This is a genomic window from Aeromonas sp. ASNIH8 (assembly GCF_002919855.1).
Lineage (GTDB): Bacteria > Pseudomonadota > Gammaproteobacteria > Enterobacterales > Aeromonadaceae > Aeromonas > Aeromonas caviae.
Genome location: NZ_PQLN01000021.1, coordinates 1 through 21,123 on the forward strand (window position 1 = coordinate 1; position 21,123 = coordinate 21,123).

Consider the following 21,123-nt stretch of genomic DNA (forward strand, 5'->3'; position numbering starts at 1 on the left):
GGAGCGAAGGCCGAGCTCGCTGGCCGCCTGGGAGTCCCCCCACAGAGCGGCGACGTCGTCGGTGTAGCCAATCTCATCGTCGATGGCACGGCGACACAGGGTATCGCTCCACTCCACCGTCATCCCCGGTGAAGTTGTAGGGTTTGTGCTCTTCGAAGCCGGCGTTGAGCAGCAGTTGCTCCCCCACATCGGATCGCACGGCGCCTATGGTGTAGCGCTGGGCATCTTCCAGGCGGGTCAAGGTCAAGGGGCGACTGGCGAGCCCCATCAGCACTATCTCGGCATAGCCGATGGGGCAGGCCCACTTGAACAGGGGATTGCGCGCCTCGGTGCGGGCGGTGGAGAAGAGCACCACATTGGGTTTCTGGGTCAGCAGGTAGTAACCCCTGGCCCAGGGGAGGATGCTGACGGGCTGGACAGGGGTGCCGGTCTTTTGCCACACCAGGTGCAGCAGGTCGATGGCAAAGCCGGTCGGGGCGCCATCCTCCCCGGTGAAGTTGTAGGGTTTGTGCTCTTCGGTGAGGTAGTGCAGGCTGGCGAGCGCCGGGCTGGCCTGGGTCGCGGGAGTGCCCCAGACCATGGCCGCGAGGGCGGCGCAGGCGACCAGTCTGCGAAGGGGGACTGCAATGTCTGTGTTCATCCTGACTGTCCTGCTGCCGAGTGCCCAGTTTCAAGTGTTGCCAAGTCACGGCGTTTCGCCACCCGGCGCAGACGTTATCCGCTGGGGGCCGTCATCATCTTGCCACTCACAACCGGGTCGGCGCCCCCTTTTTACCAGGCCGGGCGGGTGTGACCCAGGGGGGTGAACGCCTCATCCCTCAGCCCCACCAGCAGGGTGCTGCCATCCTCCTGCAGACGAAACTCGCCGTAGCGGGCCGACTCATACTGATCTCCCGTGCCCTCTTCGAAGAAGAAGGCATCAGGCCCGATAAACCACTGGCCGTCGCGCTGGCGCACCTTGAGCAGACGCTCCCCCGGGCCCGGGGCTTCGGGCTTGCCCCCTTCCACCCAGTGCACCACCTGATGTTCATCCAGGCGAACGACCAGGGTGTGGGGGCCGACGGCGGCCTGGCGGCCCGCCAGCTGGCGGGCGAGGGCGTAGTTCAGGCGCATGTAGTCCCCCTGCATCAGGGAGCGGGGGTCGACCGGTGCCAGCTCGATCAGCACCACCTCCCCCTGGCTCATGGCGTGCTCGAAGCGCCAGACGGCGGCGTTGATGCCGGCGAGCAGGGCAAGACCGGTCAGCAAAAAGGCGAGGCGTCTCATGAGGGGCTCCTGTGGTGAAGGTGCTTGAGCCACTGACGGGTACCGAGCAGCAGGGCCCCCGAGGCGAGCAGCAGCCAGGACTTGGTCATCAGGGTCAGCCCCAGATCGTAGTAATAGAGGGAGCCAAAGCCGAGCAGCAGGAGGCCTGCCAGGGTCATCAGGGCCAGGCTGCCGGCGTAGAAGCCGAGCACCAGCACCAGGGCGCCAGCCCCCATGCCGGGAATGATGGCGCTGATCACCACCAGCGGCAGCCCGTAGCGCAGCGGCAGCCTGAGGCGAACCATGACCGCGAGCAGCAGGGCGGCGCAGAGCAGGGGATTGAGCCAGAGGGGCAGGCGGGAGCTGCCGAGCTCATTGAGCACGCTGGTGCCTCCCTCCCACAGGGGGTGGTGCAGCCGTCCCAGCACCAGCAGGGAGAGTGCCAGCCCCAGGGTGAGGGATTCATAGAGCAGATGGCGGGCGGGATCGCGCTCCGCCTGCAGCCAGCACAGGGCGACGGCGCCCATCACCAGCGGCAGGGCCAGCAGGTGCATGCCGAGGCAGGCGAGGGCGAGGGTGAGCAGGATGGCGGCGGCGAAGCTGTGGAACAGCCTGATCAGCCAGTGCTCGAACAGGGCGGCCACCCCGAGGGAGAAGGCGGTCAGACCGAACCAGAGCCACGCGACGTTCAGATCCAGCCTGTCCAGCAGGCCGTAGAGCAGCCAGGCATCTGCCGCCAGCGCCAGCGCCAGCACGAACTGATCCCAGAGATCGCTGCGGGTCGCCATGCGGTTGAGACCGAGGGCGGCGGCCATCAGCACCATCCCCATGGTGAGGGCGTTGTTGGGGTCGCGGGTCAGCTGCTCGAAGGCCATGAAGAGGAAGAAGAGCAGGAAGAGGGCGGCTATCCAGCCCACCATGCCGAGCAGAAAACGGCCCGACCAGTGGGCAATGCTGTTCACTTAAGAGAATTTGAGTTCCAGTCTACGTAGTATCAGGACAAAAAATCGAGGGAGGCATGATGCCTCCCTCTTTCTATTGCAAGCCCCGCTGGATAAAGGCTGGAGGAAGATCGACTGGACACAGCCTTGCCCCCTCAACTCAAATCCAATTTATGAATAATCAGTCAAAAAAGTGCTTATCTGAACAGCATTGCGACCAGTGGGGCTGTTCATCCCGGGGGGCATCCCCTTCCACAAGTTGGGCAGCACGCAGGCGCTCCCAGGGGGTGAGATCAGACATGCAGCCTCCGTTGTTGTTGCAGCCAGCGGCTGGCCATCACCGACAGGCCGATGGCGATGAGAGCCAGCAGCAAGAAGCCGTTCATGTCCGGTTCCATCCACTTGCCAAGGGCCGCGAGGATCACGGCGATGAGGCTCAGGCACCCCATGGCGAGCCCGGCGATGAACCTGTGGTGCCAGCGCAGGTAGGCGGCGCCGAGCCAGGCGAGCCAGGCAGGCCAGACCCAGGGAGAGGCGGCATCGAACAGGGCCAGCAGGGTAAGCAGGGTGATGCCGAGCCCCGCGGCCAGCCCCGCGAGCCAGGAGGGCATCAGGGCGTAGCGGGCGGGCACCAGGATGAGCAGACCCCAGAGGGCGGCGTTGAGCAGGGTCAGGCACCAGCCGAGGGCCTCCTCGTTGAAGGAGAAGAAGAGATCGAGAAGGCCGAGCCGCCAGTAGAGCACCAGGGCGAGCTGACCGAGCAGCCAGGCCAGGGTCCAGAGCAGCGGGCTTCTGCCAAGGGCCGCCAGCGGCAGCAGCATCAGGGCCCAGGTGGCGAAGAGCTGCCAGGGGTCGGCGCCGGTCTGGTAGGTCTGGCCCACCAGGGCGAGCAGGGCGCCGAGGTTGAGGGCCAGGGCCAGCAGCAGGGCCTGGCGAGGGGTATCACTCATGGGTTTGCGCCAGAGCACCAGGAGCATGGTGAGCAACGGCAGCTCCAGCAGGGCGAGACGTGAGAGGCGCCCCAGGGCCTGCCAGTTGAAGGCGACGAAGAAGACGAGGCCGGCGCCAAGGCAGAGGCAGCCGAGCCAGAGCAGCAGCCTGTCGAACAGCCACTGCCAGCGGGCAGGGCCGGGGGGCAGATCGCACAGGGCCAGGGCGGCAGGCAGCGAGGCCCGTGGCAGGCGGCCGCGCCTGACCCAGTCGAGCAGGGTCTGTCTTGAGGTGAGGTGCATGGGGGCTCCTGAAGCCGTGATGCCTGAAAGATAAGGCATTATGGCACGGCGACGCGTCTTGGGGCAGGGGCGCCGTCGGCGCTGCGACACAGGTCGCGGCACGGGGCCATGTCTTTGCACTAAAAAGGCCCCCGCCGTGAGGAGGGGGCCTGAAGGACGTCCGGGGCGGCGGTGGCGATCAGTGCTCACGCTGATCCCCCGCCGGCTTCTATGGAGGTCAAGCGAAGATCAGGGTGGAGATGCCAAGCCCCGCAAAGAGGATGGCGCAGGCAATGCGGATCCCCTTGAGGGGGAGCTTGTCGGCCCCGAGCTTGCCGAGCAGCACCACGGGCACGTTGGCCAGCATCATGCCGAGGGTGGTGCCGGTGATCACCTGGATCAGGGAGTCGTACTTGGCTGCCAGCAGCACGGTGGCTATCTGGGTCTTGTCACCGATCTCGGCGATGAAGAAGAGCACGAAGGTGGCCATGAAGGGGCCGTACTTGTCCAGGGAACTCTCTTCATCGTCCATCTTGTCCGGCACCAGGATCCAGGCGGCCATGGCGATGAAGGCGCCAGCGACCAGCCAGGTCATCACCTTGGGATCCATCCAGCGACTGATGAATTCCCCTATCCAGGCGGCCCCTGCGTGGTTGAGCAGGGTGGCAGCCAGCATGCCGGCGATGATGGGCCAGGGTTTGCGAAAACGACAGATGAGCAACAGGGCCAGCAGCTGTGTCTTGTCGCCAATCTCGGCGATGGCAACGCTGATGGTGGAGGTTAACAAGGCTTCCATAAAAATGACCGGGGGACGGAATTGTTATAAACCAAAGACAAGCCTGCGCCATCCGTCCCCGGTTTTGGCACTGGCCCGTCAAAGGTCTTGTCAAATCCGGCATTGCCCGGATCACCCTGACCATGGTGAGTTGGCACCAAGTATGTTGATCAGGATCGCGCACGAAACGGGTCCGTGGCGAGACTACTCCCCCTCGATGGGAGCGGGCATTCTAGGGAAAAACCCCCGGTGAGGCAAGGCGCGGGATGGGGAATTATCCCCCCACCAGTTTGACCTGAAAGCCGGCCTTCTCCAGTTCGGCCTTGATAAGGTCCCGTTTGTCCCCCTGGATCTCGATGACCCCCTCCTTGAGACCGCCGCCGGTACCGCACTTCTTCTTGATCAGGGTGGCGAGGGCCTTCTGCTGGTCGGCGGGAACGCCGTGGATGCTGATGACCCCGGCCCCCTTGCGTCCCTTGGTCTCGCGGCGGATGCGCACGACCCCGTCGGCGGGGAAGGGGGAGGCGTGCTGGGCAGGGGCGGATTCCTTGATCATGCCGCCGTCCGTGCTGTAGACCAGGCGGCTGTTGTTGTCGTGACTCATGGCAATACTTTGTCGGTTAGCTAAGCGGAGTTTGATTTTACGCAAATAAATGTTGAGGGCACAGCTTATAATCCCCCATTAAAAGCGAATTATTCTTGTTTAACTTCAGGAGCCCGTCATGGTACTCACAGAGCTGTCGCCGGGACAGAGCGCTCGCATCACGCACATGAACCACCTTGGCCGCGCCTTGCGGCGCAAGTTGATGGTGATGGGGCTGCTGCCCCAGACCGAGATCCTCTATCTGCGGGCCGCCCCCCTGGGGGACCCGCTCCAGATCCAGTGCCAGGGCATCTGCCTCTCCATGCAGCGGAGTCTGGCCCAGCAAATCGAGGTGGAGCCGGTATGAGCTACAACCTGGTCACAGTGGGCAATCCCAACAGCGGCAAGACCTCCCTGTTCAACGCCCTGACCGGCTCCCGCCAGCAGGTGGGGAACTGGAGCGGGGTCACCGTCGACAAGAAGATGGGGGCCTTTGCTGCCCGCGGGCAGGAATACACCCTGGTGGACCTGCCCGGCATCTATGCCCTGGCCAACCAGGAGGCGAGCCTGGACGAGCAGATCGCCAGCCGCTTCGTCCAGCGCCAGCAGCCGGATCTGCTGCTCAACGTCATCGATGCCGCCAACCTGGAGCGCTCCCTCTACCTCACCCTGCAACTGCGGGAGCTGGGGCTGCCCATGGTGGTGGTGCTCAACAAGATGGATCTGCTGCAAAAGCGACGCATCACCATCGACGAGGCCTTGCTCGCCAAGGCGCTGGGGTGCCCCGTGGTGTCGCTCTCGGCCCACAATCGCCAGCAGGTGGCGGCCTTCAAAGAGGGGATCCACCAGTTTATCGGCCAGTCCCAGCCCGCCCTCGTGCTCGACTACGGTCAGCCCCTCGAGGGAGACATCGCCGAGCTGGAGACTCTGCTCGCCCCCCATCATCTGCATCGCCGTGGCCGCGCCCTGCGCCTGCTGGAGGAAGACATCGCCATGCAGGAGACCCTGGCGGCGGGGCAGCAGGCGGCGGCCGACAACGTGGTGAGCCGCGCCCACCACGCCCAGGACATCGACCTGCAACTCGCTGATTTGCGCTACGGCCATATCCACCACTGGTGCCAGCAGGCGTGCCGCCATCAGGACAAGCTCACCGTCGCCCAGAGCGAACGGCTGGACAGGGTGCTGCTCAACCGCTGGGTGGGCATCCCCTTCTTCCTGCTGGTGATGTACCTGATGTTCATGTTCGCCATCAAGGTGGGCAGCGCCTTCATCGACTTCTTCGACATCCTCGGGGGGGCCCTCTTCGTGGACGGGGTGCACCACCTGCTGGGGCTGATGAGTGCCCCCGACTGGCTGGGAGCCGTGCTCGCGGACGGCGTGGGTGCCGGTTTGCAGACGGTGGCGACCTTCATCCCCGTGGTGGGCTGCCTCTTTCTCTTCCTCGCGGTGCTGGAGAGCTCCGGCTATCTGGCCCGTGCCGCCTTCGTGGTGGATGCCCTGATGCGTCGCCTCGGCCTGCCCGGCAAGGCCTTCGTCCCCATGCTGATGGGCTTTGGCTGCACCGTGCCCGCGGTGATGGCAACCCGGACCCTGGGGTCGGAGCGCGAGCGGCTGATGACCTCGGCCATGGCGCCCTTCATGTCCTGCGGTGCCCGTCTGCCGGTCTACGCCCTGTTCGCGGTGGCCTTCTTCCCCGAGTCGGGGCAGAACCTGGTGTTCGGTCTCTATCTGTTCGGCATCCTGGTGGCGGTGCTCACCGGCCTCTTCCTGCGCAGCACCCTGCTGCCGGGCAAGAGCGACTCCATGGTGATGGAGATGCCCGATTACGAGTGGCCCCGTCCGGTGGACGTGGGGCTGCGCACCTGGCAGAAACTCAAGGGCTTCATCTTCGGCGCGGGCAAGACCATCGTCCTGATGGTGGCGGTGCTGAGCGTGCTCAACTCCCTCGGCACCGACGGCAGCTTCGGCAACCAGGATCAGGAGAACTCGGTGCTGAGCAAGCTGAGCCAGTCCGTGACCCCGGTGCTGCATCCCATAGGCGTGCGGGACGACAACTGGCAGGCCACGGTGGGCATCCTCACCGGCATCTTTGCCAAGGAGGCGGTGGTCGCTACCCTCAACAGCCTCTACGCCGGCGGCGCCGGTGATGAGGAGGAGAGTGAATACTCCCTGCTGGGCAGCCTGAAAGCGGCGCTGGCCACCATTCCCGCCAACCTGGCGGACATCGACCCCGCCGATCCCATGGGGCTCAAGGTGGGGGATCTGGAGGACAAGCAGGCGGCAGCCGAGGCCCAGGAGGTGGACACCTCCACCTACGGCAACATGCAGACCCACTTCGACGGCGTGGCCGGAGCCTTTGCCTACCTGCTGTTCGTGCTGCTCTACATGCCCTGCGCCGCCGCCATGGGGGCCCTGGTGCGAGAGACCGGTCGCCAGTGGGCCCTGTTCACCGCCGCCTGGTGCAACTACGTCGCCTTCCTGTGCGCCACCCTCTTCTATCAACTGGCGACCTTCGCCGCCCACCCGGCGCAGAGCCTGGTCTGGAGCCTGAGCTATCTGTTCTCCCTGGGGCTGCTCTGGTGGCTGGGGCGTCGTCACGGCGACATCGTCGCCCGCAAGGTGGTGACCCTGTGAAGGGGCTCATGGTCAGGGGCGAGTGCGCCGAGAGGGGGGGATTCTGTGATCCTGCGTGAACTGGGGGACTATCTGGCCCTTCACAAGAAGGTGAGCCGGCGGGCGCTGGCCCGCCACTTTCACACCTCCGAGGATGCGGTAGAGGCCATGCTCGGGGTCTGGATGCGCAAGGGGCACGTCGCCAAGCGGGAGAGCCGCCTGTGTGGCGGCTCCTGCTGCGGCAAGCACGAAGAGGTGACGTTCGAGTGGTGCGAGCCCGGCCAGATAGGGCTGGTCCAGAAGGGCTGACGCCTGCCCATATGCAAAAGGGAACCCGAGGGTTCCCTTTTTCGTGGCCGCCGTGCCCGTCTCAGAAGAGGTCGCCCTCGTCCTTGGTGGGCTCCAGGCTCCAGCCGCTCGCCGCCGCGCTGTTGCCAATCTGGCCCTTCTCCCGCCAGAGTTTGATCTTGAGGCGCAGGTTGTTCTGGGAGTCCGCGTTCTTCACCGCCTCCTCCTCGTCGATCACCCCCTCGACCACCAGATCGAACAGGGTGCTGTCGAAGGTCACCATGCCAAGGGCCCTGGATTTTTCCATGATCTCCTTGAGGCCGCCAAACTCGCCGCGCTTGATGAGATCGCGCACCGTGTGGGTTCCGAGCATCACCTCCACCGCCGCCCGGCGCCCGCCGTCCGTGGTCTTCACCAGCCGCTGGGAGACAAAGGCCTTGAGGTTGTTGCCAAGGTCGTTGAGCAGCTGGGGTCTGCGCTCTTCCGGGAAGAAGTTGATGATGCGATCCAGCGCCTGGTTGGCGTTGTTGGCGTGCAGAGTGGAGATGGCCAGATGCCCGGTCTCCGAGAAGGCGAGGGCATGCTCCATGGTCTCCCGATCGCGGATTTCACCGATGAGGATGACGTCCGGCGCCTGGCGCAGGGTGTTCTTCAGGGCCGCGTGGAAGCTGCGGGTATCCACCCCCACCTCCCGCTGGTTGATGATGCTCTTCTGGTGGCGATGGACGAACTCCACCGGATCCTCGATGGTGATGATGTGGCCGCCGCTGTTGCGGTTGCGATGATCGATGAGGGCCGCGAGCGACGTGGACTTGCCGGACCCCGTGCCGCCGACGAAGAGCACCAGACCCCGCTTCTCCATGATGGTGTCGAGGAGCACCGGAGGGAGTTTGAGATCCTCGAAGCGGGGGATCTCGGTCTTGATGTTGCGCGCCACCAGGGAGACTTCATTGCGCTGCTTGAAGATGTTGACCCGAAAACGGCCTATCTGGGGCAGGGAGATGGCGAGGTTCATCTCCAGCTCTTTCTCGAACTGCTGTTTCTGCTCGAGATCCATGATGTCGTAGGCGATGCGGGCCACCTCGCCCGGCCCCAGGGGCTCCTGGGTGAGGGGGCGCAAGGCGCCGTTGAACTTGGCGCAGGGGGGGGCGCCGGTGGAGAGATAGAGATCGGAACCGTCCTGTTTGGCCAGGATCTGCAGCATGTCTCTCAATTCCATGAGGGGCCTCGTCGCTCAAAGGGCTGGGGGATGATGAATGGCTTGAGTGTACAGCCTCAGGCGCCGGTCAGTTTTTCGCGGAACACAAAAAAGACCGCGCCCAGGATGCACAGACCTGCCCAGAGGTAGTCCCACTTCAGATCTTCTTTCAGATAGAAGATGGAGAAGGGAACGAACACGGTGAGGGTGATCACCTCCTGCAGGATCTTGAGCTGGCCGACGGAGAGCACGGTGTGGCCGATGCGGTTGGCGGGCACCTGCAACAGGTATTCGAACAGTGCTATCCCCCAGCTCACCAGGGCGGCGATGATCCAGGGTTTGTGATTCATGCTCTTGAGATGGGCGTACCAGGCAAACGTCATGAAGACGTTGCTGCAGATGAGCAGGCCGATACTGGTCATGATGGGGTTCATTAGGTTCTCCTTTTAAATCAATGCATTTTATCTCGACTCCATGGGTTTTCATAAGTGGTGCTTGAGGGTATTTTTAGCTCACAAGGATGTAACAAAAGAAGGCGAAAGCTGGATGGGCAAGACAAGCTGGGGTGCGCTTTGTCTGTTGTTTGCCTGCTGGGCGCAAGGTGCGCCGACCCTGACGGTGGCCACCGATGTCTGGCCGCCGTTTCGCATGCTGGCAGAGAACGACGACTTCCAGGGGCTGGATATCGACATTCTGCGCCAGTTGCAGGCACGCAGCGGCATTGTGCTCACCCTCAAACGGGTGCCCTGGGGACGGGCACTCAAACAGATGCAGACCGGTCAGGTGGATCTGATGATAGGGCTGGCTCACACCGAGGAGCGGGCCGCCTTCATCGACTACCTGCAGCCGTCCTATTACCAGTGCCGGCCTGCCTTCTATGGCAAGCCCGCCGCCGTGGCCGGTCTCAGGCGCTACGAGGATCTGCGAGGCCGCGAGATAGGCTATGTGCTCAACTCCGCCTACTTCCCCCCCTTCGATGGCGACACCCAGCTCGACAAGCACGGGGTCCCCACCGAAGACCAGTTGCAGCGCATGGTGGAGCGGGGCCACCTGCCTCTGATGATAGGGACCGACTGCCAGGTGGATTACGCCCTGAGCCAGCGCAACGACGCCGGCCTCGTCAAGGCGCCCTTCCAGCCCGGTGGTGCTCTACCTCGGGATGAGCAAGCACTCACCCCACCATGAGCTGGGCCCCAAGCTGGCGCAGGCGTTGCTAGCCATGGTGGAGAGCGGCGAGATAGCGGCGCTGGCCAAGCCCTACCAGCCTTGACCTTGGGTGGTAACGCGCTGTTATCATGCAGCTTTCCTGCCTGCCCCCCGGCGGGCCTCGCTTCTTGGGGATCCCGTGTATCTCGCTCTCATCCGTCGCCAGCAGCGCTGGCAGCGCCGCTGGCTGCTCCTGCTGTCGCTGCTGACCCTGGCCCTGTTCCTGCTCTCCCTCGCCCTCGGGGAGTTCGTACTGCTGCCCTGGCAGCCGCTGGGGGATCTGGAGCTGCGCATCCTGCTGGAGCTGCGCCTGCCGCGCGCCCTGCTGGCCCTGCTGGCGGGGGCCTCCCTTGCCTGCGGTGGTGCCGTGCTCCAGGTGATGCTGCACAACCCGGTGGCGGAACCCGGCCTGCTTGGCGTCTCGAGCGGCGCTGGCCTCGCCGCCATGGTGGCGATGGCGGTGGCCAAGGGGCTCGGGCTCTATCTGCCAGGTTGGGGGTTGTCGCTGGCGGCCTTTGGCGGCGCCCTGGTGGTGACCATGCTGCTCATCCGTCTCGCACGCCGGGCACGGCTCGGCCATGGGCGGCTGCTGCTGTTCGGGGTCGCCATCGGCATCCTTACCAATGCGGCCATGACCTGGCTGATGTATTTCGCCGACGACGGCGCCTTGCGGGAATTCATGTTCTGGATGATGGGCAGCCTCGCCTACGGCAGCCAGCAGCTTGCCTGGTGGTGGCTGGTGCTGCCCCTCACCCTCGGCTGGCTCTGCTGGCAGGGGCGGGCACTGCAACAACTGCTGCTGGGGGAGACCCAGGCCCGCCTTATGGGGTTGAACGTGGACAGCATGCGGGTACGCCTGGTGCTGGCGGTCTGCCTGCTCACCGGGGTGGCGGTCTCCCTGTGCGGCGTCATCGGTTTCGTCGGCCTGGTAGTGCCTCACCTGCTGCGCCTGTGCGGTGGCAGCGATCAGCGCTTCCTGCTGCCCGCCTCGGCGCTTGGGGGTGGCGCCCTGCTGCTCGGGGCCGATCTGGTGGCCCGCTCGGCGCTGCACGCCGGTGAGTTGCCCATCGGGGTCATCACCGCCTCGGTGGGCGCCCCGCTCTTTATCTATCTGCTGCTGAGGCAAGATGCCGATGTGTCCCGCTGATCCCGCCCCCTGGCGGCTGGAGGCCCGCGCCCTGGCCATCCCCCATCGCCTCGCCCCCCTGGATCTGGCCTGGTTCGGTGGTCAGCTGGTGGCCCTGCTCGGCCCCAACGGCAGCGGCAAGTCCTCCCTGCTCGGGGCCCTGGCGGGCCTGCTGCCCGCCGATGGCGCCGTCTTGCTGGGAGGAGAGGTCATCACGACCCTGAGCTGGCCCGAGCTTGCAACGCGGCGCGCCATGCTGCCCCAGCGCCAGCCCCAGCTGTTCCACATCCCGGTGTTCCAGGTGCTGAGCCTGGGGCTGGAGGAGGGGGGCCCCGATGCCCAGGCACAGGCGGTGGCGGATGTGTGCGACGCCCTGGAACTGGCGCCCCTGCTGGCACGGGACTTCAGCCGCTTGTCCGGGGGGGAGCAGCAGCGGGTGCTGATCGCCCGCACTCTGCTGCAACTGTGGCCAAGCCTCAACCCGACCGGGCGGGTGCTGCTGCTGGACGAACCCCTGGCGGGGCTGGATCTGCATCACCAGATGGCGCTGCTGCGGCTGCTCAAGCAGCTGGCCGCGCAGGGATTGCTGGTGGTGGTGGCCATCCACGACATCAATCTGGCCATCGACTGGGCGGATCGCGTGCTCTGCCTGCAACAGGGCCGCGTGGTGGGGGAAGGGGACGTCGGGATCATCGACGAGGCGCTGCTGGAGCGGGTGTTCCAGATCCGCACCGATCGCATCGAGGCGGCCGGCCGCACCTGGTTTATGCCGAGCCTGTGAGGCGGGCTTCCCCCTCATCCCCAGCCCTTCTCCCATTCTTTTGAAACAAGTGGGAGAAGGGAGCTGCTCCGTCGACTACGGATACAGCATTGAAAACCTGCAGAGGCTGAGTGAAGCCAAGGTGGGCGAGTGAATCACTGTGGAAATGAAAAGAGCCAGGCATCCGTGATGCCTGGCTCTTTTGGTAGAGAGAGCGTTGAGCGGTTGCTCAGGCTTTCTGCTTGTCCAGCCGCACCTGGGCGGCTTCTGCCAGCATGGCCAGCAGGGTTTCGGTGTCACTCCACGACAGACAGGCATCGGTGATGCTCTGGCCGAAGGTGGCGGCACAGCCGTTCTCCACGTCCTGACGCCCTTCCACCAGGAAGCTCTCGGCCATGATGCCGGCGATGCCGGTGCGGCCGCGGCGCAGCTGATCGCAGATATCCTGGGCCACCAGCAGTTGGCGGCGGTGATCCTTCATGCTGTTGCCGTGGCTGAAGTCCACCACCAGGCGCTCCGGCAGGCCCACCTGGGCCAGAGCCTCGCACGCCTCGTCGATGCTGGCGGTGTCGTAGTTGGGCCTGTGGCCGCCGCGCAGGATCACGTGGCCGTAGGGGTTGCCGGCGGTGCGGTAGATGGTCATCTTGCCGTCCTTGTCCGGGGAGTAGAAGATGTGGCTGTGACGGGCGGCGCGCACCGCATCGATGGCGATGCGGGTGTTGCCGTCGGTGCCGTTCTTGAACCCCACCGGGCAGGAGAGGGCGGAGGCCATCTCCCGGTGAACCTGGGACTCGGTGGTGCGCGCGCCGATGGCGCCCCAGGTGATGAGATCGCTGATGTACTGGCCGGTCACCATGTCGAGGAACTCGGTGGCGGTGGGCATGCCGGTCTCGTTGATGTCCACCAGCAGTTTGCGGGCCAGTTTGAGCCCTTCATTGACGTCGAAACTGCCGTCCAGGCGCGGATCATTGATGAGCCCCTTCCAGCCGACGATGGTGCGCGGCTTTTCGAAGTAGGTGCGCATCACGATGCACAGGCTCTCTTTGTACTCTTCACGCAGGGTGTTCAGACGCAGGGCGTATTCGTGGGCGGCGGCGGGATCGTGGATGGAGCAGGGGCCGACGATGACCAGCAGGCGCTGATCCTCACCGGACAGAATGGCTTCCACTTGGCGGCGGGCATCCAGCAGGTTCTGGGCGATGGTGTCGGTTAACGGGAAGGCGTGCGCCAGCTCGCTGGGGGTGATCAGGGCCTCCAGGCGACGGGTGCGCAATTCATCGGTGTGAATGGACATACGACTCAATTCTCGAGTGGATAAGGTGGGCGGGATGCCAAAATGCAAGGGAATAAAATAAAGCAAAAGTCACCCGATGGAAACCTTGGGCGGCTCTGATAGGATGTGAACCCAAAAGCCATTTCAAATGAGGTAGTTATCGTGGCAAAGCCAGGCGCGACCGGGATCACCCGCATCATCAACGCAACCGGTTACAGCATGAAAGGTCTCAAATCGGCCTGGGTCAACGAGGCCGCCTTCCGTCAGGAGCTGCTGCTCATCTTGCTGCTGATGCCGCTGGCATTCTGGATAGGTGACTCCCTCAACGAGATCCTGCTGCTCGTCTGTATCAGCTGGCTGGTGGTGATCGTCGAGGTGCTCAACTCCGCCGTGGAGGCGGTGGTGGATCGCATCGGCTCCGAGCATCACGAACTCTCGGGCCGCGCCAAGGATCTGGGCTCCGCCGCCGTCTTCATCGCCCTGGCCCTCAATGCCCTGGTGTGGGGTGCCCTGGTGGGCCGCAACCTGCTGGGCTGGTGGTAGGTTGCGAGAGCAAGCTTTCTTCTGACATAAAAAAGCCCGTCATCACGACGGGCTTTTTGCTGCGCAGATAAGGGTTTATCAGTGCAGGATCCGGGCACGGATGGTGCCATTGATCTCTTTGAGACGGGCCAGGGCCTTCTCGCTGTGCTCGGTTTCGACGTCGATGACCACGTAACCGATCTCGCTGCTGGTCTGCAGGTACTGACCGGCGATGTTGATCCCCTCGTCGGCGAAGATCTGGTTGATCTGGTTCATCACGCCGGGCTGGTTGCGGTGAATGTGCAGCAGGCGGCTGGAGCCCTTGTGGCCGGGCAGGGAGACTTCCGGGAAGTTGACCGCGGAGAGGGTGGAGCCGTTGTCGGAGTATTTGACCAGCTTGTTGGCCACTTCCAGACCGATGTTCTCCTGGGCTTCCTGGGTGGAGCCGCCGATGTGGGGGGTCAGGATCACGTTGTCCAGGCCGCGCAGGGGGGTGAGGAACTCCTCGTCGTTGGACTTGGGCTCCACCGGGAAGACGTCGATGGCGGCGCCGGAGAGGTGGCCGCTCTTGATGACGTCGGCCAGGGCGTCGATGTCCACCACGGTGCCGCGGGAGGCGTTGATGAAGATGGCGCCCGGTTTCATCATGCGCAGTTGCTCTGCACCGATGAGATCCTTGGTGGAGGCGGTTTCCGGTACGTGCAGGCTGATGACGTCAGACATGTTGAGCAGCTCCACCAGGTTCGGCACCTGGATGGCGTTGCCAAGGGAGAGCTTGTTCTCGATGTCGTAGTAGTAGACCTTCATGCCGATCATCTCGGCGATGATGCCAAGCTGGGTACCGATGTGGCCGTAGCCGATGATGCCGAGCTTCTTGCCGCGGGCTTCGACGCTGCGGTTGGCCAGCTTCTCCCAGACGCCGCGATGGCACTTGGCGTTCTTCTCGGGAATACCGCGCAGCAGCAGCAGGATCTCCCCCAGTACCAGTTCGGCCACGGAGCGGGTGTTGGAGAAGGGGGCGTTGAAGACGGGGATGCCGCGCACGTGGGCGGCGTCGAGGGAGACCTGGTTGGTGCCGATGCAGAAGCAGCCGATGGCCACCAGCTTGGTGGCGGCATCCAGCACCTTCTCGGTGATCTGGGTGCGTGAACGCAGGCCCACGAAATGCACGTCACGAATGCGCTCGATCAACTCCTCTTCCGACAGGGACGTCTTCAGATATTCCACATTGGTGTAGCCGGCTGCCCGAAAGGTCTCCACCGTGTTGGGATGGACTCCCTCCAGCAGCAGTACCTTGATCTTATCCTTGTCCAGCGAAAACTTGGCTGTCATGACGTTCCCTCTATTGTTTTGAAAAATGCGTTCAGGCTTGCAGTGTGAAGAAAACCGTAAAGTAGCAAAAACGTTTGGGAGAGGGAATATTTGTGACGAAAGTCAAATTCTTTGAAGTTATCAACGATTGTTGCAGATGTGCTGCTACAAGCCATTGAGGGATAACCAGAAACGGCGCCATGAGGCGCCGTTGTCCATTTGGGGCAGTCAGATTGACTGACCCGGGCAGGGGCTTGCCCGGAGGGGGAGGTCCGGGGAGCAGGCCTTAGTTGGTGATCACACCCTCGGGGGTGCCGATCAGCACAACGTCGGCGCCACGGTGGGCGAACAGGCCGTTGGTGACCACGCCCACGATGCTGTTGAGGCGGGTTTCCAGAGCCTTGGCATCGGTGATGGCCATGCCCTTGACGTCCAGGATGATGTTGCCGTTGTCGGTCACCACCCCTTCACGCCACACCGGGTTGCCGCCAAGGGCGCGGATCTCGCGGGCCACGTATTCGCGGGCCATGGGGATCACTTCCACCGGCAGGGGGAAGGTGCCCAGCACGTCGACGGTCTTGGTGTTGTCGATGATGCAGATGAACTGGTCGGCCACGGCGGCGACGATCTTCTCGCGGGTCAAGGCGGCGCCGCCCCCCTTGATCATGTCGCGGCTGGCGTTGATCTCGTCGGCACCATCCACGTAGACGGAGAGGGCATCGATGTCGTTGAGGTCAAACACCGGGATGCCGAGACCCTTGAGGCGCTCGGTGGAGGCGATGGAGCTCGACACCGCGCCCTTGATCTGGTCTTTCATGGTCGCCAGTGCGTCGATGAAGTGATTGACGGTAGAGCCGGTGCCCACCCCGACGATGGTGCCGGGTACCACGTATTTGAGCGCAGCCCAACCGGCCGCCTTCTTCATTTCATCTTGAGTCATGATGGATCCTTATGGAAAAAGCGGGCGCATTATATCCAAGCATCCCCCCCAGAGCGACCATGGTGCTCACGTTCCGGCGCAAAAATCCCCAAGATGTAAATCGTTTGCCTGTTTATTGAACCGAAGGGGGCGCCCCCGCCTGATCAGGCAAAGTGCCAGCTGCGGCTGGGGGTGATGATCTGGGGGAGCGGCACGTCCCACTGCTCCCGGGGGACGGCATCCACCTGCTGGCAGTCGTGGGCGAGCCCCAGGGGTCTTGGGCCGAGCTGGTGCTCGTGCCAGCAGGCGAGGGTGCGATCGTAGTAGCCGCCCCCCATGCCGAGGCGGTTGCCAGCCTCATCGAAGGCCACCAGCGGGGTGCAGATGATGTCCAGCATGCTGTGGGGCAGCACCTGCTGCACGTCGAGCTCGGGCTCGGCGATGCCGTAGCGGTTGCGGGTCATGGGGGTGGTGGCGGTGTAGCGCAAGAAGAGCAGGTGACCCGGGGTGAAGGGGTGCAGCACCGGCAGGTAGACCTCCTTTTGCCGGGCCCACAGCCAGTGGATGGCGGGCAGGGGATCGAGCTCCCCGTCGTTGGCCAGATAGAGGGCGATGCGACTGGCCGCGAGGATGCCGGGGTGTTCCTGGAAGCGTTCGACCAGCTGTTGGGCCGCCGCCTGCTGCTCGGCCTGGCTCAGGCTTTTTCTGCGCTGGCGAATGAGCTGGCGCAGGTTCTGGCGTTCGGGTTGGGTATCCGGCATGGGGACTCCTGGGCAAAGGTGGGCTGGCGCTACCTTAGCAAGGGGCCGACGGGATGAAAAGCTGATGGCGGGGCCGCCAGCCGGGCGGCCCCTGAGGTCGGGTGTCAGGAACGGTGGGGGGCGGGAGCCACTGCGCCCATCTGGTGCTTGAGGAAGACGGCCACGATGGCGGCCAGGGCCAGCGCCATGGGGTAGAGGCTCATGCTCACGACCAGGATCGGCGAGAGGGCGAAGATGGAACCCAGCAGCAGCGCCTGGGCGCCCCAGGGAATCAGCCCCTGTACCACGCAGGAGAAGATGTCCAGCATGGAGGCGGCGCGGCGCGGGGTGACCCCGTGATGGTCCGCCAGATCCCTGGCCACCTTGCTCGCGACTATGATGGCCACGGTGTTGTTGGCGGTGCACAGGTTGGTGAGGCTCACCACGCCGGCGATGCCGAGCTCGGCCGCCTTCTCGTTCTGCTCGCCATCGTGGTGGCGGGTGAAGCGGGCAATCAGGGCGGCGATGCGCTCACTTATCCAGGCTAGCCCCCCCTGGCGTTCCATCAGGGCACCCAGACCACCGATGAGCATGGAGAGCAGGAAGATCTCCTGCATGCTGGTGAAGCCCTGATAGATGTCCTTGCTGAACTGGCCGAGGGAGTAGCTGCCAAGCAGCCCCACGCCACCGGCCGCCAGGATGCCGAGCCCCAGTACCATGAAGACGTTCATGCCAGAGAGGGCCAGCACCAGGATCAGCAGATAGGGGGCGACCTTGAGCAAGTCCGCCTCGGCGGTGGGGGCCGGCGCTTCACCGGTGGAGCCCAGCACCAGATAGAGCAGGATCACCAGCACGGCGGCGGGGGCGGCAATCTTGATGTTCTCGCGAAACTTGTCCTTCATCTCGCAGCCCTGGCTGCGGGTGGCGGCGATGGTGGTGTCTGAGATGATGGAGAGGTTGTCCCCGAACATGGCGCCGGAGAGGATGGTCCCCGCCATCAGCATCGGATCGATGCCGGCGGCCTGGGCGACGCCCAGCGCCACCGGTGCCACGGCGCCGATGGTGCCCATGGAGGTACCCATGGCGGTGGCAATGAAGGCAGAGATGAGGAAGAGCCCCGGCAGCAGGCACCAGCCCGGAATGAGGGAGAGGCCGAGGGCGACCGTGGCATCCACCCCGCCGGTGGCCTTGGCCACGGTGGCGAAGGCGCCCGCCAGCAAATAGATGAGGCACATGGCCATGATGTTGCTCTCGCCCACCCCCTTGAAGAAGGTCTCGAGGTTCTTGTTGAACCCCTCGCGTCCCATCAGCAGGGCCAGCATGACGGCAGGCAGGGCGGCAACGGGGGCGGGGAGCTGGTAGAAGGCGAACTCGACCCCCTGCAGGGTCAGCCAGGTACCGGTACCGATGAAGAGGGCAAGAAAGACCAGAAGGGGCAGCAGGGCTCTGGCACGGGGTTGGGTCTGGATCATGTGTTCCTCGAAACTTGAACAATGACCTCCTGTCGTTGCCTGTGGCGCCTCCAGGGCGGGCACAGGGCGGGCATCCTGCCACCATGGGGGGCCAACAGTAGTGAGTCGGCCCGCCCGGGTCAAGATAGCCATCCAGATGGATAGGGCTTTTTACTTCGTTATTCTGATTTGTCTGTTTATTCCGTCATTTATTCTGTTTTTATTGAATTTATCGTTTAAATGTCGGGGTGGTTTGGCGGGCCAGATCGGGCTTTTCAAAGGGGGCGCGGGCTGGTAAAACGGTCTCTTTCCATAATAAAGAGATGAGAGGGTGGAGATGGACAATCCGATCCGTGTGGCCGTGATGGGCTGTAATGGTCGTATGGGCAAGGTGCTGCTGGAGGCTATCGCCAACGCCGAGGGCGTGGTGGTGGGAGCGGCGCTGGAACGACCGGGCTCTGCCGTGATCGGTCTGGATGCGGGTGAACTCAACGGCCTGGGGCGCCTTGGCGTCATCATCAGCGACAGTCTGGAGAAGGTGAAGGACGAATTCGATCTCATCATCGACTTCACTCGCCCCGAGGTGACCCTGGCGAACCTCGCCTTTGCACTGGCGCATGGCAAGCAGATGGTGATCGGCACCACCGGCTTTGACGAGGCGGGCAAGGCGGCCCTGCACGAGGCGGGCAAGCAGATCGGCATCGTCTTCGCCTCCAACTACTCGGTCGGGGTCAACCTGGTGTTCAAGCTGCTGGAGCAGGCGGCCAGGGTGATGGGGGAGTACACCGACATCGAGATCATCGAGGGGCACCACAGACACAAGGTGGATGCTCCGTCCGGCACTGCGCTCTCCATGGGGGAGGTGGTGGCGAAAACCCTGGGCCGGGATCTCAAAGAGTGCGCCGTCTATGGCCGTGAGGGGATCACCGGTGAGCGGGATCGCAACACCATCGGCTTTGCCACCATCCGCGCCGGCGATCTGGTGGGGGAGCACACCGTCATGTTCGCCGACATCGGCGAGCGGGTCGAGATCAGCCACAAGGCTTCCAGCCGTCTGACCTTCGCCAACGGTGCAGTGCGGGCGGGCAAGTGGCTCGGCCAGCAAGGGGCCGGTCTCTATGATATGCAGGATGTGCTCGGTCTGAAATAAACCGTCTTCAGGGGGAGTGCAGACTCCCGTACTGGTTGCCAAACCCCGGTCCGCCGGGGTTTTTTGTCACTTTTTTGTAGAAATGAGCCTTAATCATCACTTTTTGAGTGAACCTCGCTAAATCCTGCCATTCTTACAAGCCTGCCACCCTCTTGCGACAAAAATGTCATCAAGGGGTAACGGGTTTGGGTCTCAATATTCCCCTGCGGGGGGCATTTCGCCTTGATGTGAAATAGACTAAAAATGCAATCCAAGAAAAACGTTTTCTATTCTTGGCGTTCACTTTTCTGGCTTCAAATGGTGTTTTTGCTGTTGTGTTGTTTATTTTTTAATTTTCTATCTTGCTGTTTATTAAGTGGTAAATTTGGTTTTTTGTACGTTGCATGGCATCGGGCGCCGCTTTGTGGTCTGTGTTTGGCTTTTCTTTTTGAAGAGGGGGTTGCAAAGCGAGTGAGTGCATAGATAATGGGTAATGTTGCTTGTTTATTGAATTTAGATGCATTTCAAACGAGAAAAGACGTTGAAATGAGATCGTTTTTAAGTAGAATGCGCCCAATTTGCCAGAAATCTGCCGGGTTCGAGTCCTGTCAAAGACCGGAACCGAGCCCGCAACACCCAGGTAAATTGCTGAATTTAAAGCTAAATAACTGGAGGTTGTCTTGAATCACACTGCATTGCTAGTGCTGGAAGATGGAACTGTGTTCAAAGGCGTGTCGATAGGCGCCGAGGGATGTTCCGTTGGTGAAGTGGTTTTCAACACGTCGATGACGGGTTATCAGGAAATCCTCACAGATCCCTCCTATTCCCGTCAGATCGTTACCCTCACTTACCCCCATATAGGCAACACCGGCACCAACAGCGAAGATGAAGAGTCCAGTCAGGTCCATGCTCAGGGCCTCATCATCCGGGACCTTCCGATACTGGCCTCCAACTTCCGCAATCAGCAATCCCTCTCCGATTACCTCAAGTCTCACAACATCGTTGGCATCGCCGACATCGACACCCGCAAGCTGACCCGCATCCTGCGTGAAAAAGGCGCCCAGGCCGGTTGCATCCTGGCCGGCAAGCAGCTCGATGAAGCCCATGCCCTCGAACAGGCCCGCGCCTTCCCCGGTTTGAAGGGGATGGACCTGGCCAAGGAAGTGACCGTGAGCGAATCCTACAGCTGGACTGAAGGCAGCTGGCAGCTCGGCAAGGGTCATGTCACCCCGACGGCCGATGAGTTGAAATACCATGTGGTGGCCTACGACTTCGGCGTGAAGCGCAACATTCTGCGCATGCTGGTGGACCGTGGCTGCCGCCTGACCGTGGTGCCGGCCAAGACCCCGGCCGCCGAGGTACTGGCGATGAACCCGGATGGTATCTTCCTCTCCAACGGCCCCGGCGACCCCGAGCCGTGCGACTACGCCATCGAGGCGATCAAGACCTTCCTTGATACCAACACGCCGGTGTTCGGTATCTGCCTGGGCCACCAGTTGCTGGGCCTGGCCTCCGGCGCCAAGACCATCAAGATGAAGTTCGGCCACCACGGTGCCAACCACCCGGTGAAGAGTCTGGACGACAACACCGTGATGATCACCGCCCAGAACCACGGCTTTGCGGTGGACGAGCAGACCCTGCCCGAGTGCCTGCGTGCCACCCACGTCTCCCTGTTCGATGGGTCGCTCCAGGGCATCCATCGCACCGACCGTCCGGCCTTCAGCTTCCAGGGTCACCCCGAAGCGAGCCCGGGCCCGCACGATTGTGCCGGTCTGTTCGACCACTTTATTGAATTGATTAAGCAGTATCGCGCCTAAGAGGATAAAGAGAGC

At 63.2% G+C, this 21,123-nt stretch carries 19 protein-coding genes and 3 pseudogenes; 9 read left to right on the forward strand and 13 right to left on the reverse strand.

What is annotated here, in order from left to right:
* Nucleotides 1-142: 142 nt before the first annotated feature.
* The 6 genes and pseudogenes from C3418_RS07685 to C3418_RS07710 form a co-directional block, all read right to left on the reverse strand.
* Nucleotides 143-580: pseudogene (locus tag C3418_RS07685) on the reverse strand (substrate-binding periplasmic protein); the annotation flags it as partial.
* A gap of 191 nt (nucleotides 581-771) precedes the next feature.
* On the reverse strand, nucleotides 772-1,266 hold the full coding sequence (locus tag C3418_RS07690) for a GDYXXLXY domain-containing protein (RefSeq protein ID WP_042864057.1): 495 nt from the start codon (nucleotides 1,264-1,266) through the stop codon (nucleotides 772-774).
* Nucleotides 1,263-2,192: pseudogene (locus C3418_RS07695) on the reverse strand (DUF4401 domain-containing protein); the annotation flags it as partial. The gene C3418_RS07690 and the pseudogene C3418_RS07695, both read right to left, overlap by 4 nt.
* Before the next feature lie 287 nt (nucleotides 2,193-2,479).
* Nucleotides 2,480-3,418 carry a DUF2157 domain-containing protein gene (locus C3418_RS07700; RefSeq protein WP_103858264.1) on the reverse strand — a complete coding sequence of 313 codons (939 nt, stop codon included), beginning with the start codon at nucleotides 3,416-3,418 and terminating at the stop codon, nucleotides 2,480-2,482.
* A 217-nt stretch (nucleotides 3,419-3,635) separates the two neighbouring features.
* Entirely contained in the window at nucleotides 3,636-4,193 is a 558-nt protein-coding gene (locus tag C3418_RS07705) for a TMEM165/GDT1 family protein (RefSeq protein WP_010675206.1), read from the reverse strand.
* 253 nt (nucleotides 4,194-4,446) lie between these two features.
* The gene (locus C3418_RS07710) at nucleotides 4,447-4,776 is read right to left on the reverse strand and encodes a translation initiation factor (RefSeq protein ID WP_181023076.1); all 330 of its coding nucleotides are present in this window, start codon (nucleotides 4,774-4,776) and stop codon (nucleotides 4,447-4,449) included.
* Nucleotides 4,777-4,894: 118 nt separating this feature from the next.
* Here C3418_RS07710 and C3418_RS07715 point away from each other — a divergent pair, with 118 nt between their 5' ends.
* From C3418_RS07715 to C3418_RS07725, 3 genes are read left to right on the forward strand one after another with little or no spacing between them, the layout of a single operon-like run.
* Complete coding sequence (locus tag C3418_RS07715; RefSeq protein WP_010675204.1) at nucleotides 4,895-5,122, forward strand: FeoA family protein; 228 nt, start codon at nucleotides 4,895-4,897, stop codon at nucleotides 5,120-5,122.
* Nucleotides 5,119-7,389 carry a Fe(2+) transporter permease subunit FeoB gene (gene feoB, locus C3418_RS07720; RefSeq protein ID WP_103858266.1) on the forward strand — a complete coding sequence of 757 codons (2,271 nt, stop codon included), beginning with the start codon at nucleotides 5,119-5,121 and terminating at the stop codon, nucleotides 7,387-7,389. The genes C3418_RS07715 and feoB overlap by 4 nt, the downstream gene beginning before the upstream one ends.
* Nucleotides 7,390-7,434: 45 nt before the next feature.
* Nucleotides 7,435-7,677 carry a FeoC-like transcriptional regulator gene (locus C3418_RS07725; RefSeq protein ID WP_045524273.1) on the forward strand — a complete coding sequence of 81 codons (243 nt, stop codon included), beginning with the start codon at nucleotides 7,435-7,437 and terminating at the stop codon, nucleotides 7,675-7,677.
* 61 nt (nucleotides 7,678-7,738) lie between these two features.
* On the opposite strand, the gene tapW is transcribed toward C3418_RS07725, so the two are convergent.
* The gene (gene tapW, locus C3418_RS07730) at nucleotides 7,739-8,875 is read right to left on the reverse strand and encodes a type IVa pilus ATPase TapW (RefSeq protein WP_029314740.1); all 1,137 of its coding nucleotides are present in this window, start codon (nucleotides 8,873-8,875) and stop codon (nucleotides 7,739-7,741) included.
* A gap of 56 nt (nucleotides 8,876-8,931) precedes the next feature.
* Entirely contained in the window at nucleotides 8,932-9,288 is a 357-nt protein-coding gene (locus tag C3418_RS07735; protein ID WP_010675200.1) for a DMT family protein, read from the reverse strand.
* A gap of 112 nt (nucleotides 9,289-9,400) precedes the next feature.
* Between C3418_RS07735 and C3418_RS07740 the strand changes: the two are divergent.
* From C3418_RS07740 to C3418_RS07750, 3 genes and pseudogenes are all read left to right on the forward strand, one after another.
* Nucleotides 9,401-10,124, forward strand: a pseudogene (locus tag C3418_RS07740) (substrate-binding periplasmic protein).
* Nucleotides 10,125-10,199: 75 nt separating this feature from the next.
* Nucleotides 10,200-11,207 (forward strand): vitamin B12 ABC transporter permease BtuC, encoded by a 1,008-nt coding sequence (gene btuC / locus C3418_RS07745; protein WP_039041213.1) that lies wholly within the window; start codon nucleotides 10,200-10,202, stop codon nucleotides 11,205-11,207.
* Nucleotides 11,194-11,967: an ATP-binding cassette domain-containing protein gene (locus C3418_RS07750; protein ID WP_103858267.1), complete on the forward strand. Its 774-nt coding sequence runs from the start codon at nucleotides 11,194-11,196 to the stop codon at nucleotides 11,965-11,967. The genes btuC and C3418_RS07750 overlap by 14 nt, the downstream gene beginning before the upstream one ends.
* A gap of 208 nt (nucleotides 11,968-12,175) precedes the next feature.
* Here C3418_RS07750 and C3418_RS07755 read toward each other — a convergent pair whose 3' ends face one another.
* Nucleotides 12,176-13,240 carry a 3-deoxy-7-phosphoheptulonate synthase gene (locus C3418_RS07755; RefSeq protein WP_010675196.1) on the reverse strand — a complete coding sequence of 355 codons (1,065 nt, stop codon included), beginning with the start codon at nucleotides 13,238-13,240 and terminating at the stop codon, nucleotides 12,176-12,178.
* Nucleotides 13,241-13,381: 141 nt separating this feature from the next.
* Between C3418_RS07755 and C3418_RS07760 the strand changes: the two genes are divergently transcribed.
* A complete protein-coding gene (locus C3418_RS07760) occupies nucleotides 13,382-13,762 on the forward strand; it encodes a diacylglycerol kinase (RefSeq protein WP_052816484.1) in 381 nt (126 codons plus the stop codon).
* A gap of 78 nt (nucleotides 13,763-13,840) precedes the next feature.
* On the opposite strand, the gene serA is transcribed toward C3418_RS07760, so the two are convergent.
* The 4 genes from serA to C3418_RS07780 all read right to left on the reverse strand — a co-directional run bounded on the left by serA (nucleotide 13,841) and on the right by C3418_RS07780 (nucleotide 18,183).
* On the reverse strand, nucleotides 13,841-15,073 hold the full coding sequence (serA, locus tag C3418_RS07765) for a phosphoglycerate dehydrogenase (protein WP_039040384.1): 1,233 nt from the start codon (nucleotides 15,071-15,073) through the stop codon (nucleotides 13,841-13,843).
* A 265-nt stretch (nucleotides 15,074-15,338) separates the two neighbouring features.
* A complete protein-coding gene (rpiA, locus tag C3418_RS07770) occupies nucleotides 15,339-15,992 on the reverse strand; it encodes a ribose-5-phosphate isomerase RpiA (protein WP_039040383.1) in 654 nt (217 codons plus the stop codon).
* 143 nt (nucleotides 15,993-16,135) lie between these two features.
* Nucleotides 16,136-16,732: a 5-formyltetrahydrofolate cyclo-ligase gene (locus C3418_RS07775; protein WP_103858268.1), complete on the reverse strand. Its 597-nt coding sequence runs from the start codon at nucleotides 16,730-16,732 to the stop codon at nucleotides 16,136-16,138.
* A gap of 104 nt (nucleotides 16,733-16,836) precedes the next feature.
* Entirely contained in the window at nucleotides 16,837-18,183 is a 1,347-nt protein-coding gene (locus C3418_RS07780; RefSeq protein WP_103858269.1) for a Na+/H+ antiporter NhaC family protein, read from the reverse strand.
* A 316-nt stretch (nucleotides 18,184-18,499) separates the two neighbouring features.
* On the opposite strand from C3418_RS07780, the gene dapB reads away from it, so the two are divergent.
* Entirely contained in the window at nucleotides 18,500-19,312 is an 813-nt protein-coding gene (gene dapB / locus C3418_RS07785) for a 4-hydroxy-tetrahydrodipicolinate reductase (protein ID WP_010675190.1), read from the forward strand.
* A gap of 659 nt (nucleotides 19,313-19,971) precedes the next feature.
* A complete protein-coding gene (carA, locus tag C3418_RS07790) occupies nucleotides 19,972-21,108 on the forward strand; it encodes a glutamine-hydrolyzing carbamoyl-phosphate synthase small subunit (protein WP_103858270.1) in 1,137 nt (378 codons plus the stop codon).
* Nucleotides 21,109-21,123: the final 15 nt, after the last annotated feature.